The sequence below is a fragment of the Stenotrophomonas sp. FR024 genome, assembly GCF_047500745.2.
Taxonomy (GTDB): Bacteria; Pseudomonadota; Gammaproteobacteria; order Xanthomonadales; family Xanthomonadaceae; genus Stenotrophomonas; species Stenotrophomonas maltophilia_A.
Map to the genome: position 1 here is coordinate 46,594 of NZ_JAXAXM020000001.1, position 14,752 is coordinate 61,345.

Below are 14,752 nucleotides of genomic sequence, written 5' to 3' on the forward strand. Positions count from 1 at the left end.
ATGGAGCGGCGCTGCCGGAAATGGAGTGGCGGCAGGACGCGAATGTTACAGGATAACACTCTTGTCCCGCGCTGCCGCCGCCCGCGCGTCCGCCACTCCATCCGTCGAGGTTCCCGCTTTGAAGTCGTCCACGCCTGCTGCCGCGCTCATCGCAGCATCCCTGCTCGTTCCTGCCTTGCCCGCCCTTGCCCAGCAGGCCGACCCGGCCACGCTCGACGGTGTCCGCGTCACCGGTTCCAAGCGCGATACCCCATACCTGAAGAGCGATCTGTCGGTGACGGTGCTCGACAGGCAGGCGCTGAAAGAAGCGGGCGTCATCGAGTTCCGTGACCTCGACAAGCTCGCGCCCAACGTGAAGTTCAATGCGATGGGGCAGCTCAGCAACATGTTCATCTCGATCCGCGGCATCGAGTCCAATCCATTCCTGGTCAATCGTGCCTCGGTCTACATCGATGGCATTCCGTTCCGCGAGCTGAGCAATGCCGTGCTCAACCAGGTCGAGTCGGTGGAGGTGCTGCGCGGCCCGCAGGGCACGCTGTACGGCGCCAACAGCGAATCCGGCCTGGTACTGGTGCGCACACGCGGCCCGGCTGATGCACGCGAGGGCGAGATCAATGTGCGCAGCACCTGGTTCGGCAACGGCAATGGCACCGCTCTCGATGGCTTCCTGGCAGGGCCGCTGAACAAGACGGGCAGCCTGTCCGGCTCGGTGGCGTTCATGGGCTCCGATGAGGACGCCTACCTGAAGAACCTCACACCTTCCGGTGCGCGCGGCAAGGTCGGCGAAGGCTACCTGCAGGGCAAGCTGCGCTGGCGGCCGAGCGATTACGTTTCGGTGAACGCGCTGGCCTATCATCTGCGCACCCGCGCGCCGGGCATGTTCGAGTATGAATACCTGCCGCTGGATACCGGCCTCTACAACCGCACCTACGGCACATCGCTCAATGGCGGCCGCCGTGCCGGTGACTTCACCTACATCAACGATGCCCCCAAACGCACCGAAAAGGACGAAACGGTGGCGGGCCTCAGTGCGCAATGGCAGCTGCAGGCCGGCACGCTGGACGTGGCCGCTTCCTGGCGGGACGAGGAGGTGACCTCGGCCGGCTACGACTTCGACATGACCAACAGCCCGGCATTGGCCGGCCGCATCTACGACAGGAAGAAGGAATGGACGGCCGAGGCGCGCTTCAGCTCGCCCAGCGACCAGGCGCTGACCTGGATGGCCGGTGTGTCGACCTACCGCAACAGCAAGGATTCGATCCTGGGCACTTTCGTCGGACCGGCGCTGCATGGGCTGGACAGCTACAACCTGGCGCCGCGGCAGACCTCCAAGGGCGAGGACTACAGCGTCTTCGCCACCGCCAGCTATACCTTCCCGGCGGTGCCGAAGCTGACGGCCAGCGCCGGCCTGCGCCATGAGCAGGCACGGCGCTCCACCGAACAGCGTGCCGGTGCGCTGGACCTGGGCGCCGGTGGCCGCGTGCTGTACCGCGATGCAGCGCTGGCGCATACCTTCTCGGCCACGCTGCCGCGGGTGTCGCTGCGCTACGACGCCACTGACGACCTGTCCTTCTACGCGGCCTCGGCAAAGGGCTACATTCCGGGTGGCTTCAATCTGGCTGCGGCGCAGAGCGATGTGGTCAACGACAAGGTGCTGCGCTACGAGTCCGAGCGCATGTGGAGCCATGAGCTGGGCTTCAAGATGAACCTGGCCGGCGGTCGTGGCCACATCGGCGGCGCGCTGTTCCACATCACCTCGGACAACTGGCAGGAGATCCAGGTGGCCACCGATGCCAACGGCCGCCCGATCTCGTCGGACTACGTAGGTTCGGATGCCTCGATCCGTTCGCGCGGTGCCGAGCTGGAGGGCGTGTTTGAAGTGCTGCCGGGCTTCACCCTGATGGCGAATGTGGGCTACGTCGATGCGAAGTACACCAAGCTGTGGGTCAGCGTGGACCAGAACCTGGATGGCAAGCGGGTCAAGCTGACCCCTCATTACACTGGCTATCTGGCGGCGCGCTATCAGTTCGACTCAGGCATCCATGCACGGCTGGAATCGCAGTTCACCGGCTCCAGTGCACTGGATGAACGCAACCGCGCGTTCCAGCCCGCAGTGGCCGTGCTCGGTGCGCAGCTGGGCTATGAGACCGGGCCGTGGAGCGCGCGGGTGTTCGTGCAGAACCTGACCAACAAGCGCCGCATCAATGGCCTGATCTTCGACAACCTGGCCTTCGGGCGCGACGGAAACTACTACGGCCCGGTCGACAGCCCGCGCATCTTCGGCGCGGAAGTGGGTTACCGCTTCTGACGAATCCACGGTAGATCCACGCCAAGCGTGGATGGCGGCACCCCGCCGGGCATGGCCCGGCGCTACCGTGGGCCGTGCAATGCCCGCCGGTTGCCGATGTGCGCGCATGCCAGCAGCACGCCACCGCAGGCGGTGGCCACGCCATGCCACAGCAGCGATTCCTTCAGCGGCAGGTACAGCGACGCCGACACCAGCAGGATCGCGCCAACCACGGCCAGCCGCATCGGCAGCCAGCGCCCATGCCGGTACAGCCCGGCCGTGGTACTGGCCAGCGCCAGAGTCGAGGCCATCAATGCAAACAACCATTCCCAGCGCGACATCATCAACAGCAGCGTCATCACACCGTGGCCGGGGTGCTGGAACGAGCGCAGCGCCATCATTGCCGCCGGCACGAAGGCCAGCAGCAGGGGCAGGGCGATGCAATGGGCGGCGCAGGCCAGCGACAGCCAGGCGCCGGCCAGATCGAAACGGGGATGCCAGCGTGCCGAAGTTGGCGGCTGGGCCAGAGCCCTTGCGGGGGTCGGGGGGATGTGGTCCATTATGTTACATAGTAACAATTGGAGTCTCCCCCATGAAGCTTCCTGCTGCTCTTTTCCTGCTGCTGGCTGCCAACGCGGCTCAGGCACACGATGTCCGCCAGCACGCGCCACACGTGCACGGCCAGGCCACTGTTGATCTCGCTCTCGACCAGGGAACGCTGGAGTTCGCCCTGCAGGCGCCGGGCATCGGCATTCTTGATTTCGAGCGACCGCCCGCCAACGCGACCGAGCAGGCGGCACTGTCGCGCGCCACGGCATTGCTGAAGGGCGGCAGCTGGGTCACCCTGCCCACCGCCGCCAACTGCCGCCTGGCCAGCAGTGACGCCAGTGCCGAAGGCTTCGCTGCGACCGCCGCTGTGCCAGCGGCCGGGCAGCATCGCCACGCCGGTTTCAGTGCCAACCTGCAGTATCGCTGCACGAATCCGAGTGCATTGCGCGCCCTGGTCGTGCGCCTGCCGGTGCTGTTCCCCGGGTTGCACGAAGTCATCGTCAACAGTGCGACGGCCAACGGCCAGGACCGCAGCGTGCTGAGTGCCGACAACCTGCGCGTGGTGCTGGCGCCGTGAGCACGCCAGCGGTGATCGCCCTGGAGGATGTGCAGTTCGGCTACGCAACACGCCTGGTGCTGGATATCCCGCAGCTGCTGATAGAGCAGGGCAGCAGCGTGCTGTTGCGTGGAGTGAGCGGTGGCGGCAAGAGCACCTTGCTCGGCCTGCTGGCCGGCGTCCTGCTGCCCGGCAGGGGGCGCGTCGAAGTGGCGGGTCACGCGCTGCAGATGATGCGGGGTGCCGCGCGTGATCGCTTTCGTGCCGATCACCTGGGCGTGATTTTCCAGCAGTTCAACCTGCTGCCGTTCCTCAGCGTGCGCGACAACATCGCGCTGGGCCTGCGCTTTTCTCCGGTGCGCAGCGAGCGCATCAGCGGGCCGCTGGACGATGAGATCCTGCGCCTGCTGGAAGCGCTGCAGCTGGATCCGGCGCTGTCCAAGCGTGCGGCCGGCACCCTGAGTGTCGGCCAGCAGCAACGCGTGGCCGCTGCACGTGCGCTGATCGGCCGGCCGGCGGTGCTGCTGGCCGACGAGCCGACCTCGGCGCTGGATCGCCAAGCCGCGACCGCCTTCCTGCAGCTGATGTCCGCACAGTGCCGGGCCGCCGGTACCACGGTGCTGGTGGTCAGCCACGATGAAAGCCTGCAGCCCTTGTTCGACCGCACCATCGCGTTGTCGCAGATCAATCACGCAGGTGGCACCCATGCTTGAGCTTGCCTGGGCCAGCCTGCGCAGCCGCGCATTGAGCGTCAGCCTCACCGTGCTGGTGATCACCCTCAGCGTGGTGCTGCTGCTCGGTGTCGAGCGCGTGCGCGCGCAGGCGCATGAAGGTTTCGCCAGCACCGTCTCAGGCACCGACCTGATCGTCGGCGCGCGATCAGGGCCGGTGAACCTGCTGCTGTATTCGGTGTTCCACATCGGCGACCCGACCAACAACGTGTCCTGGCAGTCCTACCAGGAGCTGTCCTCGCTGCCGCAGGTGAAGTGGGCGGTGCCATTGTCGCTGGGCGATTCGTGGCGCGGCTACCGGGTGGTCGGCACCAGTGGCGGCTACTTCGAGCACTATCGTTACGGCGCGGGGCATGCGCTGGCGTTTGCGCAGGGGCGGCCGTTCGACGATCTGTACGACGCCGTGATCGGCGCAGAGGTGGCGCACGCACAGAAGGTCGGCATCGGCGATGAGATCGTGCTGGCGCACGGCACCGGCGCAGTCACGCTGGCCACGCACGCCGACAAACCGTTCCGCGTGGCCGGCATCCTGCAGCGCACCGGCACGCCGGTCGATTCCTCGGTGCTGGTCTCGCTGCCGGCCATCGAGGCGATCCACGTCGACTGGCGCTCCGGCGTGCAGCTGCGCAGCCAGAGTGTCAGCGCCGAGCAGGCGCGCCATCTGGACCTGACCCCGACCAGCATCACCGCCTTCATGCTCGGCCTGAATTCGCGCATCGCCACGTTCTCGGTACAGCGCAGGATCAACGAGTACCCGGACGAGGCGATGCTGGCGATCCTGCCCGGCGTGACGTTGCAGCAGCTGTGGCAGTCACTGGGCACCGCCGAGCGGGCACTGCAGCTGATCAGTGCAATGGTGGTGCTGCTGGGCATGGTGTCGCTGGTGGCGCTGCTGGTCTCGACACTGCAGGAGCGCCGGCGCGAGATGGCCGTGCTGCGTGCCATCGGTGCACGCCCGGGCTATATCGCCAGCCTGCTGGTGGTGGAGGCGGTGGCGACCAGCGCGCTTGCCTGCGTGCTTGCACTGGCTGCACTGGTGGCCGCCAGCATTGCCGGGCGTGGCTGGGCGCTGGCCAACTTTGGCCTGTCGATCACCCATGTGTGGCCGGATGGCCGCGAACTGACGTGGGTGGCGGGTGTGCTGGCGATCAGCGCGGTGGCCGGCCTGGTACCGGCGCTGCTGGCCTATCGGCGCACGCTGGCCGATGGCCTGTCACCCGGGGGCTGAGCATGCGCTGGTTACCGCTGTTGCCAATGTTACTGGTGCTGAGCGCCTGCGAACGCCCGGTCGATACCGGCGTGCAGGCGCTGCCACCGTCACCGGTGGTCGATCGCGATGCCCCGGCAGCTGTCGAGGAGCAGGAACTGGACTGGTTGCAGATGATGCCGAAGGAAGAACTGGCGGCGCTGGAGCGCGGCGAGGGCCCGGAGGTCGAGCACAACGGCAACCGGCGCATGCCGCAGTTCGGTACGTTCCGCACCGTGGATACCGTGCTGCAGCGGCCGGTGCGCTTGCCGGGTTACGTGGTGCCGCTGGCCAACGCGCAGGACGGGCGGCTGACCGAATTCCTGTTCGTGCCGTACTACGGCGCCTGCATCCATGTGCCGCCGCCACCGCCGAACCAGATCGTGCACGTGGTGCTGCCGCGCCCGATCGAGATGCCGGACATGTATTCGCCGTTCTTCCTGGCCGGCACACTGCGTGCCGAACGGTTGGATGACGATCTGGCCGGCTCCGCCTATACCATGCGTGACGCACAGTTGAGGCCTTATGAGCCGTAGTCATCTGCTGTTGGTGCTGGGATGCGTCTGGTTGGCAGGCTGTACGTCGCCGGGCGACGATGCCGTCGTGGTCACGCCGCAGGGCAAACCGGCGCCCTCCGCCACGACCGAAGCGCCCATCGCTCGCTGGGACGCGTTGCGGCCCGACGAAGTGACCTACCAGCGTCCGCCGCCGCAGATCGGCCTGTCACGCAATGGCATGGACGGGGTGGGCGGGCTGATCGACGACACCGGCTCGGGCACGCCACCGGGACAGGAAATCGACCATTCCAGCCCGGATCGCGCCAAGCAGTTCGGCTCTTCGCGCGTGGTCGACGCTGTCGACGGTCGCGCGGTGGATCTGGATGGCTACGTGGTGCCGCTGGGCACCAACGACGCGGGACTGGTCGAGGAACTGTTGTTCGTGCCGTTCTACGGGGCCTGCATCCATGTGCCGCCACCGCCACCGAACCAGATCATCCATGTGACCCTGGCCACGCCGATCGCACTGGGCGACCTGTGGGATCCGTACCGGTTGGCCGGTCGCCTGCAGGTCAAGCGCTTCGATGCGGATATCGCCAGCGCGTCCTACGACGCGGCTGCGGCGACACTGACGGCGATCCACAATTGAAGCGCACGCGTTGGATCATCGTTGCGGGCGTGTTGGTCACCAGCGTGGTGTTGCTGGTGTGGTGGCACCTGCGCGTCGACGTGACCGAGCCACCGGCGATCGCCTTCCCGGCACCCGCGACCGATGCCAGCCAGCGCATCGAACAACGCCTCGGCGAAGACCACGCTTTTCGCAACGACGTGCTGTTCCTGCTTGCGGCAACGTTGCGCGACCGCTGCCAGCCGGCACAGACGGGGCTGCTGGCGCGCATGGCCAATCGTGCATCGCTGCCGGTGTTGGCGGCGGTCAGTGCGGTGACCCAGCAGGATCCAACGCTGGACCGGCCGATCTACCAGTACATCCAGCATCGGGCCGACGCCACGCGCTGTGGCCAGCCGCTGCAGATGCCGTTGGCCGGCGGGCGCAGCATGCAGGTGGACATCGAACAGTACGCGCGCACCTTCCCGGACAGCTATTTCGATCCGCAGCGCAGCAGCGAACCGCGTGATTTCGGCGGCCTGTCGCTGCAGCAGCGGGCCGGTAACGCCTGCAACAGCGTGGTGTATTCGGTGTTGCCGCTGGGTGGCACCGATTGGCGATGCAGCAGCCTGCGCGCCAATGCCCGTGCGCGGGTGCGCGGGCTGTGCGAGGACGAACTGCGGCGCCAGCATGGGGGAACGGGCGGGGAACTGGACATGGCCGTGGGGCAGGGCATGCAGGGTGCGGTGGTGTCGGCGATTGCCGCGCTGCCGGAAGACTGCCGATAAGCGTTTACCAGTAGAGCCAGGCCATGCCTGGCTGGCGGTTCAGCCAAACAGACTTGCCCCTACAGACCCTGAACTGGTGGATTCCGAAGATCATAACTATACAGGATATCCGGTATAGTTATGGCCGTACTCGATCCCACCAGGTTCTCCCATGGCTTTGTCCCAGCCCCTGGCCGGTGCTCCGGCCCTGTCGCGTGCCCGTCGCTGGGCGCTGCTGTTCACCGTCGCCGCCGGCCTGCTGCTGGTTACGCTCGACAACTCCGTGCTCTACACCGCACTGCCCACCCTGACCGAGGAACTCTCGGCCAGTGCCGGCCAGGCACTGTGGATCATCAACGCCTATCCGCTGGTGATGGCCGGCCTGCTGCTGGGCGCGGGCACGCTGGGCGACCGCATCGGCCACCGCCGCATGTTCCTGATCGGCCTGGTGGTGTTCGGCATCGCCTCGCTGGCAGCGGCGTTCGCTGGTACAGCGGCGCAGCTGATTGCCGCGCGCGCGTTCCTGGCGATCGGCGCGGCCGCGATGATGCCGGCCACGTTGGCGTTGATCGGCCTGAGCTTCCACGAAGAGAGAGAGCGCAACATCGCCATCGCGATCTGGGGCTCGGTGGCCATCGTCGGTGCAGCGCTGGGTCCGATCATCGGCGGCTGGCTGCTGCAGCACTTCTGGTGGGGCTCGGTGTTCCTGATCAACGTGCCGGTGGTGGTGGTCGCATTCGTGGCCACGCTGCTGCTGGCACCGGAAGGCCAGCGCGATACCTCGCGGCCGTGGGATCTGGTGTCTTCGTTGCTGGCATTGGCGGCGCTGTCCGGCCTGGTGCTGGCGATCAAGTCACTGATCGCTACGCCGCCGTCGTATGCGCTGGGTGCCGGTGCGCTGTTGCTGGCCGTCATCAGCGGCGCGGCGTTCGCACGTCGCCAGCAGCAGTTGCCGTACCCGTTGCTGGACTTCGCGATCTTCCGCAATCCGGCGTTCCTGGCCGGCACGCTGTCGGCGGTGTTCACCCTGTTCGCGATGGCCGGCCTGCAGCTGGTTACAACCCAGCGTTTCCAGCTGGTGGCAGGCTTCACACCGCTGCAGGCAGGCCTGCTGGTATCGGTGGCGGCGCTGGGCAGCCTGCCCAGTGCGCTGCTGGGTGGCAGCATCCTGCACCGCGTGGGCCTGCGCCCGCTGATCTGCGGCGGTCTCGCCGCAGGTGCGTTGGGTGTCGGCGTGGTGGCGTTCGGCTTCCCGCATGGCCTCGGCTGGGTGGTGGCTGGCATGGCCATCACCGGCTTTGGCATGGGCTCGGCCATCTCGGTGGCGTCCACTGCCATCCTCAACAACGTACCGGCGCACCGCGCGGGCATGGCCTCGTCGGTGGAAGAGGTGTCCTACGAATTCGGTGGCCTGCTGGCGGTGGCGATGCTGGGCAGCCTGAGTGCGGCAATGTACGGCGCCTTCCTGCCGGCCTCGGCCGACATGCCCGAGCTTGCCCGCGAAGGCTTCACCCAGGCGCTGCACGCGGCACGCGAAAGCGGGCAGGGCGAGTGGTTCGCACTGGCCACGGCCGCGTATGACCGCGGCTACCAGATCGTGCTGCTGGTGATCACGGTGGTGCTGGCAGTGGGCGCGGCGATCATCGCGCGCCTGCTGCGGGGGCGCGTCGGTGGCCGCGAGGGTGCGGCCGATCGCGTAAAATGACGCGATGAGAACCAGCAAGCGTGACCGCATCCTCGACGCCGCCGTCAACGTGATCAATCGTGACGGCGTGCGCGCGGTGACCTTCGAGTCGGTGGCGGCCGAGGCCAAGCTGACCCGTGGCGGCCTGCTGTATCACTTCCCGTCGCGCGAAGCGCTGCTGCGCGGTATCGACGAGCACCTGGTGCAGGCCTGGGAAGCGTCGATGGAGTCGCTGCTGGGCAAGACCGCAGGCGAGGCCACGGCGCTGGAGCGCTACCAGACCTTCGTGCGTGTGTCGGCGCAGAGCGCCACCCGCGCCGAGCTGATGTTCATGCTCGAATCGGCCGACCCGGACGCCGACGAGCGTCCGTGGGGACCGGCAGTGCGGCGCTGGGCACCGTTGCCGCCGTCGGCCGCGGAACAGGATCCGGCCGCGCTCGACAGTTTCGTAGCGCGGCTGGCGGCCGATGGCCTGTGGATCTACGAAGCGATGTACGAAGGGCAGCTGGATGAAAGCGTGCGCGCCCAGGTGGCGGAGCGTATCGCCGGGCTGCTGGCGAAGTCTGATGGGACGTCCAGCTGAGCCGTCGACCGACGCGGGGACGCCGCTCTTGGTAGAGCCGACCGCTGGTCGGCTGCTCACGAAAATCCCGCGCTTCGCGCGATAGTCGACCAGCGGTCGACTCTACCCCTCTCCATTTACTCGACCTGCGCTGCACTCGCAGCCAACCACGCCCTCGGCGAAGCCCCCAACCGCTTGCGGAACGCCTTCGACAACGACGCGGTATCGGCAAACCCCACCTCGATCGCCACCTGCTTGACCGCCACACCTGCCCGCAGCTGCGCGCAGGCCAGGCTCAGCCGCCAGTCGAGCAGATAGCTTGCCGGCGTCGCCTGCATCACCTCCTTGAACACGGCTGCGAACGCGCTACGCGACATGCCGGCGGTCGACGCCATGCGCGGCAGCGTCCATTCGTCCTGCGGCGCCTGGTGCATCGCCACCAGCGTGCGTGCCAGCCGCGCGTCGGACAGCCCGCGCATCAGCCCGTGGCTGACCCCGGCCGCATCGGGATGATCCACCACCCAGCGCAGGATCTGGATCAGCGCCACTTCGAACAGCCGGTTGGTCAGCAGCCGCGAACCGCAGCGTTGGCGGTCGGCCTCGGTGAACAGCAGATGCAGGGTGTCGTCCAGTTCGCTGATCGCGGCCAGCGGCACCACCATCACCGGCGGTAGCGACTGCACGATAGGGTTGCGCGCGCCACCATCGAAGTCGAGCGTGGCGCAGGTGAAGTCGGGGCCATCCAGCGGCGCATTGAAGAACACGTGGTGCAGTGGCTGCGGGTACAGCAGCAGGCTGGGGGTGTCGATCTTCAACCGTGGCAGCGCGGTATCGCCATCGGGATGGCGGACCTCCATCTCACCCTGGCGCAGGATATGCAGGAACGCACGACCGGGCTGCGGCTCGAAGACATGGCGCCCGCACAGCGGACCGCTGTGGAACAGCGCGGCCTGCACCCGGAAGCGTTCCAGCAGAGAGGAGAGGCGGTCGGGCGCGGTGGTGTCGAGGGAAATGCTCATGGACGTATGGACAAAAGATGTGGCTGATACGGCCTGATTCGTCCAATAAGTCTACCTAGGATGAGCGGGTCGTCCAATCCCGGGCGCTTTCCCAAGGAGATCCACCATGTCCCGTGTCCGCCTGATCGATGCCGCCAACACCACCGCCGACCGCCAGGCCCTGCTGGGCCAGGTCCACGCCGCCTTCGGTGCCACCCCGGCCATGTTCCGCGCGGTGGCCAATTCGCCGGCCGCCCTGCAGAGCATGTGGGGCTCGTTCGGCGCACTGGGCGGCGGTCGCCTGTCGCCGCTGCTGGGCGAGCAGATCGCCGTCGCCATCGCCAACCGCAATGCCTGCGAATACTGCCTGGCCGCGCACACGGCGCTGGGTCGCAAGGCCGGCGCCAGCAGCGAGCAGATGGCCGCCGCGCAGATCGGCCAGTCCAGCGATCCGGCCACTTCGGCGGCGCTCGACTTCGCGCTGAAGGTGGTCGAGCAACGTGCGCAGATCGCCGACAGTGATGTGCAGGCGTTGCGCGCAGCCGGCTTCGATGACGAGCAGATCGTCGAGATCCTCGCCCATGTGGCGCTCAACCTGTTCACCAACTACGTCAACGTGGCGTTCGACGTGCCGGTGGACTTCCCGAAGGTGGCGCTGCGCTGAGGTACGGTCTGGCCCGGGTGGCAATGGGCCGCCCGGGCCGGTCGAAATGGAGCAGACGGGGTGATCGGCGCTACCTGTCGTCCGCCTGCAGCCGCTCGGGGTGCGTATACACATTGAACCCGCTCTCCCGCGCGAATCCGACCAGGCACAGTCCGGCACTGCGAGCCAGGTCGATCGCCAGCGCGGTCGGCGCCGACACCGCTGCGAGCACGCTGGCACCCGCACGTATCGCCTTGCTGACCATCTCATAGCTGGCGCGGCTGGAAATCACCAGCAACCCACCGTCGATGGCATGCTCGTTGTGATGGAGGGCGCCGATCAGTTTGTCCAACGCATTGTGACGGCCCACATCTTCGCGCACCCAGCCAATCCGCCCGCTGGCATCGGCCCAGGCCGCGGCGTGCGTCGATCCACTCACCGCATTCATCGGCTGATGTTGTGCCAGCGTGGCCAGTGCCCGCTGCAACGCGGCATGCGGATAGGTGCGACGCTCGCGGATCTGCGGCAGCGGGCGCAGCACATCCTCCAGCTGGCGCGTGCCGCACAGGCCGCAGCCACCGCGACCGGGCAGCAGGCGCCCATTGGCCGGATCCAGATCGGCACCTGGTGCGTCTTCGGAAACGGTCATCTGCAGTTCGATGCCCTCCAGCTGCGGGCGGACCTCGATCGACAGCAGTTGCGAGGGCGTAGTGATCAGCCCCTCGCTGAGCGAAAAACCCAGCGCGAAGTCTTCCAGGTCGCAGGGCGTGGCCATCATCACCGCGAAGGCGGCCTCGTTGTAGCGCAGTGCAACCGGCACTTCCTCGGCCACCACGTCGAACTGCTGCTGGTGCCCCTCGCTGCGCCAGCGCTGCAACGGGCGCTGGGCCGTACCGGCAGGCGGGGTGTGCGGCGGGGTCGAGTCAGGCATGCAGCGCGTCCGGGCAAGGGAAATACGCAGGTGGTGGACCACCCACGGCTTCGAGAATAGCGCAGTGGCCGGGCGCTGACGCGGGTGTAACCGTTGTCATGGCAGGCTGCGCTGAAAACAGCTTTTGCCTCTGGCGAAGCGGCCTTGTCCGTGCTTGACTGCGGGGCTGGCCGCGCTGCAGAAGCCGCATCCGGCCCATCCCGCGCCGTTGATTGTTGTGTTCCTCCCGCCAGGTTCCCGAACATGTCCGAGCAGAAGCCGCCGCGTTACAAGCCCTACAACCAGCCGGCCGGTGGCTGGGGTGCCGCCGGTGCCACGGCCAAGGTGCTGTTGCAGCAGAGTGTGATCGGCAAGGGCTCGAAGGCGCTGCTGGCAATGAACCAGCCCGGTGGCTTCAAGTGCCCCAGCTGTGCGTTCCCTGATGCCGACGAACGCAAGAAGCTGGAATTCTGCGAGAACGGTGCCAAGGCGTTGGCCTGGGAAGCCACCCAGTTCCGTGCTGGCCGCGAGCTGTTCGCCCAGCACACGGTCACCGAGCTGATGGCGCAGACCGACTACTGGCTTGAGATGCAGGGCCGGCTGACCGAGCCGATGCGCTACGACGCGTCCACCGATCATTACGTTCCGTGCAGCTGGGACGAGGCGTTTGCCTTGATCGGCCGTCATCTGCAGGCGCTGGACAGCCCGCACCAGGCCGAGTTCTACACCTCCGGCCGTACACCCAACGAAGCCGCGTTCCTGTATTCGATCTTCGTGCGCGAGTTCGGCACCAACAATTTCCCGGACTGCTCGAACATGTGCCACGAGCCGACCAGCCGCGGCCTGCCGCCGGCCATCGGCGTGGGCAAGGGCACCATCGTGCTGCAGGATTTCGAGCACGCCGAGGCGATCTTCGTGATCGGCCAGAACACCGGCACCAATTCGCCGCGGATGATGAGCAACCTGGTCGAGGCGCGCAAACGCGGCATCCCGATCGTGGCGGTCAACCCGATGCCCGAGCGCGCGCTGATCCGTTTCGCCGAACCGCAGGACATGGTGCAGATGGCCACGTTCGGTTCGACCGAGATCACCAGCGAGTTCGTGCACATCCGCATCGGCGGCGACCTGGCCCTGATCAAGGGCATGATGAAGGTGATGTTCGAGCGCGAGGCGCAGGGTGAGCGCGTGCTCGACCATGAGTTCCTGTCAGAACACACGGTGGGCCTGGAGGCGCTACGCGAAGACGTGCTGGCGCAGGACTGGGACGAGATCGTGGAGGTCTCCGGCATCACCCAGGCGCAGATCCGCCGCTGCGCCGAGATCTACATCCGCTCCAAGGCCACGGTGATCTGCTATGGCATGGGCCTGACCCAGCATCAGTACGGTTCGACCCTGCTGCAGCAGGTGGCCAACCTGCTGTTGCTGCGTGGCAACTTCGGCAAGCCCGGCGCAGGCATCGGACCGATCCGTGGCCATTCCAACGTGCAGGGCGACCGTACCGTCGGCATCGACGAGAAACCCAAACCGGCCTATCTGGACCGCGTGCAGCAGGTGTTCGGCTTCGATCCGCCGCGCGAGCACGGTCATCACGTGGTCGAATCGATCGAGGCGATGCTGGACGGCAGCGCCAAGGTGTTCATCGGTATGGGTGGCAACTTCATCCACGCCGTGCCCGATACACCGCGCGCGTACGAGGCCATGCGTGGCCTGGAGCTGACGGTCGGCATCGCCACCAAGCTCAATCGGGGTCACCTGGTGCATGGTCGCGATGCGCTGATCCTGCCGGTGGTCGCGCGCTCGGAGCGCATCGTTACGCCTGCCGGCGAGCAGTTCGTCACCATCGAAGACGCGATGTCGAACGTGACCGCTTCGCGCGGCGTGCTCGAGCCGGTCAGCACGGACGTGCTCCCGGAGGTCGAGATCGTCTGCCGCATGGCGATGGCAACATTGCCGCACAGCAAGGTCGACTGGGCGGGGTGCATGCATGACTACGCTCCCATCCGCGAGCTGATCGCGGCGGTGTACCCGGAGATCTACACCGGCTTCAACGAGCGCATCCAGCAGCCGCACGGCTTCCATCTGGACATTCCACCGCGCCGTCGGGTGTGGCCCACGCCCAACGGCAAGGCCAACATCCTGGTGATGCCGGGCCTGGACGTGGACGCGCCGGTGGACGACCCCGGGATGCTGCGGTTGGCCACAGTGCGCTCGCACGACCAGTACAACACCACCATCTACAGCTACAACGACCGCTACCGCGGCGTGTACAACGATCGCATGGTGCTGTTCATGAACATCGAGGATCGGCTGGCGCGCGGGCTGGAGAAGGAAGCGCTGGTCAGCCTGGAGACGATCAGTGGCGACGGCGTGAACCGGCGCATCGAGGGCCTGACCGTGCTGGACTACCCGATGCCGCGCGGCGCGCTGGCCGGTTACTACCCCGAGTTGAACCCGCTGCTGCCGCTGGACTATTACGACCGGGTCAGCGGCACGCCGGCGGCCAAGTCGATTCCGGTGCGGATGCGGGCGATGGCCGAGGCAATTGCGTGATGCGTTCATCGGCTATCATCGTCCGGTGAACCTGCCTGGCCTGCTGCTGCGATGGATGCTCCTCCTTGCCCTGGTGCTGAACGCACCGGCGCTTGCGATTGCCTCATCCTCGTACGCGGCGCAGTCCAGCGCGGAGCATTGCGCCGCACCGCATTCGGCGGCCAT

The 14,752-nt window shown here is 67.0% G+C and carries 14 protein-coding genes; 11 read left to right on the plus strand and 3 right to left on the minus strand.

Going from position 1 to position 14,752, the window contains the following annotated elements; genetic code table 11:
• Positions 1-175: 175 nt before the first annotated feature.
• On the plus strand, positions 176-2,308 hold the full coding sequence (locus ACMZ91_RS00235) for a TonB-dependent receptor (protein WP_134951448.1): 2,133 nt from the start codon (positions 176-178) through the stop codon (positions 2,306-2,308).
• Between the two features lie 62 nt (positions 2,309-2,370).
• On the opposite strand, the gene ACMZ91_RS00240 is transcribed toward ACMZ91_RS00235, so the two are convergent.
• Positions 2,371-2,847, minus strand: a complete 477-nt coding sequence (locus ACMZ91_RS00240) for a MerC domain-containing protein (protein ID WP_049462653.1) — start codon at positions 2,845-2,847, stop codon at positions 2,371-2,373.
• A 32-nt stretch (positions 2,848-2,879) separates the two neighbouring features.
• On the opposite strand from ACMZ91_RS00240, the gene ACMZ91_RS00245 reads away from it, so the two are divergent.
• The 8 genes from ACMZ91_RS00245 to ACMZ91_RS00280 all read left to right on the plus strand — a co-directional run bounded on the left by ACMZ91_RS00245 (position 2,880) and on the right by ACMZ91_RS00280 (position 9,507).
• Complete coding sequence (locus ACMZ91_RS00245; protein ID WP_049462652.1) at positions 2,880-3,413, plus strand: ZrgA family zinc uptake protein; 534 nt, start codon at positions 2,880-2,882, stop codon at positions 3,411-3,413.
• Entirely contained in the window at positions 3,410-4,105 is a 696-nt protein-coding gene (locus tag ACMZ91_RS00250; protein WP_032129457.1) for an ATP-binding cassette domain-containing protein, read from the plus strand. Before ACMZ91_RS00245 ends, ACMZ91_RS00250 begins: the two co-directional genes overlap by 4 nt.
• Positions 4,098-5,351: an ABC transporter permease gene (locus ACMZ91_RS00255; RefSeq protein WP_134951447.1), complete on the plus strand. Its 1,254-nt coding sequence runs from the start codon at positions 4,098-4,100 to the stop codon at positions 5,349-5,351. Before ACMZ91_RS00250 ends, ACMZ91_RS00255 begins: the two co-directional genes overlap by 8 nt.
• Positions 5,352-5,353: 2 nt before the next feature.
• Positions 5,354-5,905 (plus strand): DUF3299 domain-containing protein, encoded by a 552-nt coding sequence (locus ACMZ91_RS00260; RefSeq protein WP_134951446.1) that lies wholly within the window; start codon positions 5,354-5,356, stop codon positions 5,903-5,905.
• On the plus strand, positions 5,895-6,515 hold the full coding sequence (locus ACMZ91_RS00265; RefSeq protein WP_049462650.1) for a DUF3299 domain-containing protein: 621 nt from the start codon (positions 5,895-5,897) through the stop codon (positions 6,513-6,515). The genes ACMZ91_RS00260 and ACMZ91_RS00265 overlap by 11 nt, the downstream gene beginning before the upstream one ends.
• Positions 6,516-6,532: 17 nt before the next feature.
• Positions 6,533-7,261: a hypothetical protein gene (locus ACMZ91_RS00270; RefSeq protein ID WP_134951449.1), complete on the plus strand. Its 729-nt coding sequence runs from the start codon at positions 6,533-6,535 to the stop codon at positions 7,259-7,261.
• 151 nt (positions 7,262-7,412) lie between these two features.
• The gene (locus ACMZ91_RS00275) at positions 7,413-8,945 is read left to right on the plus strand and encodes an MFS transporter (RefSeq protein ID WP_049462649.1); all 1,533 of its coding nucleotides are present in this window, start codon (positions 7,413-7,415) and stop codon (positions 8,943-8,945) included.
• Between the two features lie 4 nt (positions 8,946-8,949).
• Positions 8,950-9,507 carry a TetR/AcrR family transcriptional regulator gene (locus ACMZ91_RS00280; RefSeq protein ID WP_414576760.1) on the plus strand — a complete coding sequence of 186 codons (558 nt, stop codon included), beginning with the start codon at positions 8,950-8,952 and terminating at the stop codon, positions 9,505-9,507.
• A gap of 116 nt (positions 9,508-9,623) precedes the next feature.
• On the opposite strand, the gene ACMZ91_RS00285 is transcribed toward ACMZ91_RS00280, so the two are convergent.
• A complete protein-coding gene (locus ACMZ91_RS00285) occupies positions 9,624-10,505 on the minus strand; it encodes an AraC family transcriptional regulator (protein ID WP_149908528.1) in 882 nt (293 codons plus the stop codon).
• Between the two features lie 106 nt (positions 10,506-10,611).
• Between ACMZ91_RS00285 and ACMZ91_RS00290 the strand changes: the two genes are divergently transcribed.
• On the plus strand, positions 10,612-11,148 hold the full coding sequence (locus ACMZ91_RS00290) for a carboxymuconolactone decarboxylase family protein (protein WP_149908527.1): 537 nt from the start codon (positions 10,612-10,614) through the stop codon (positions 11,146-11,148).
• A gap of 70 nt (positions 11,149-11,218) precedes the next feature.
• Here the strand turns inward: ACMZ91_RS00290 and fdhD are convergent, their stop codons facing one another.
• Complete coding sequence (gene fdhD, locus ACMZ91_RS00295) at positions 11,219-12,058, minus strand: formate dehydrogenase accessory sulfurtransferase FdhD (RefSeq protein ID WP_414576758.1); 840 nt, start codon at positions 12,056-12,058, stop codon at positions 11,219-11,221.
• Positions 12,059-12,301: 243 nt separating this feature from the next.
• Here fdhD and ACMZ91_RS00300 point away from each other — a divergent pair, with 243 nt between their 5' ends.
• A complete protein-coding gene (locus ACMZ91_RS00300; RefSeq protein ID WP_414576756.1) occupies positions 12,302-14,587 on the plus strand; it encodes an FdhF/YdeP family oxidoreductase in 2,286 nt (761 codons plus the stop codon).
• The last annotated feature ends 165 nt before the right edge of the window (positions 14,588-14,752 follow it).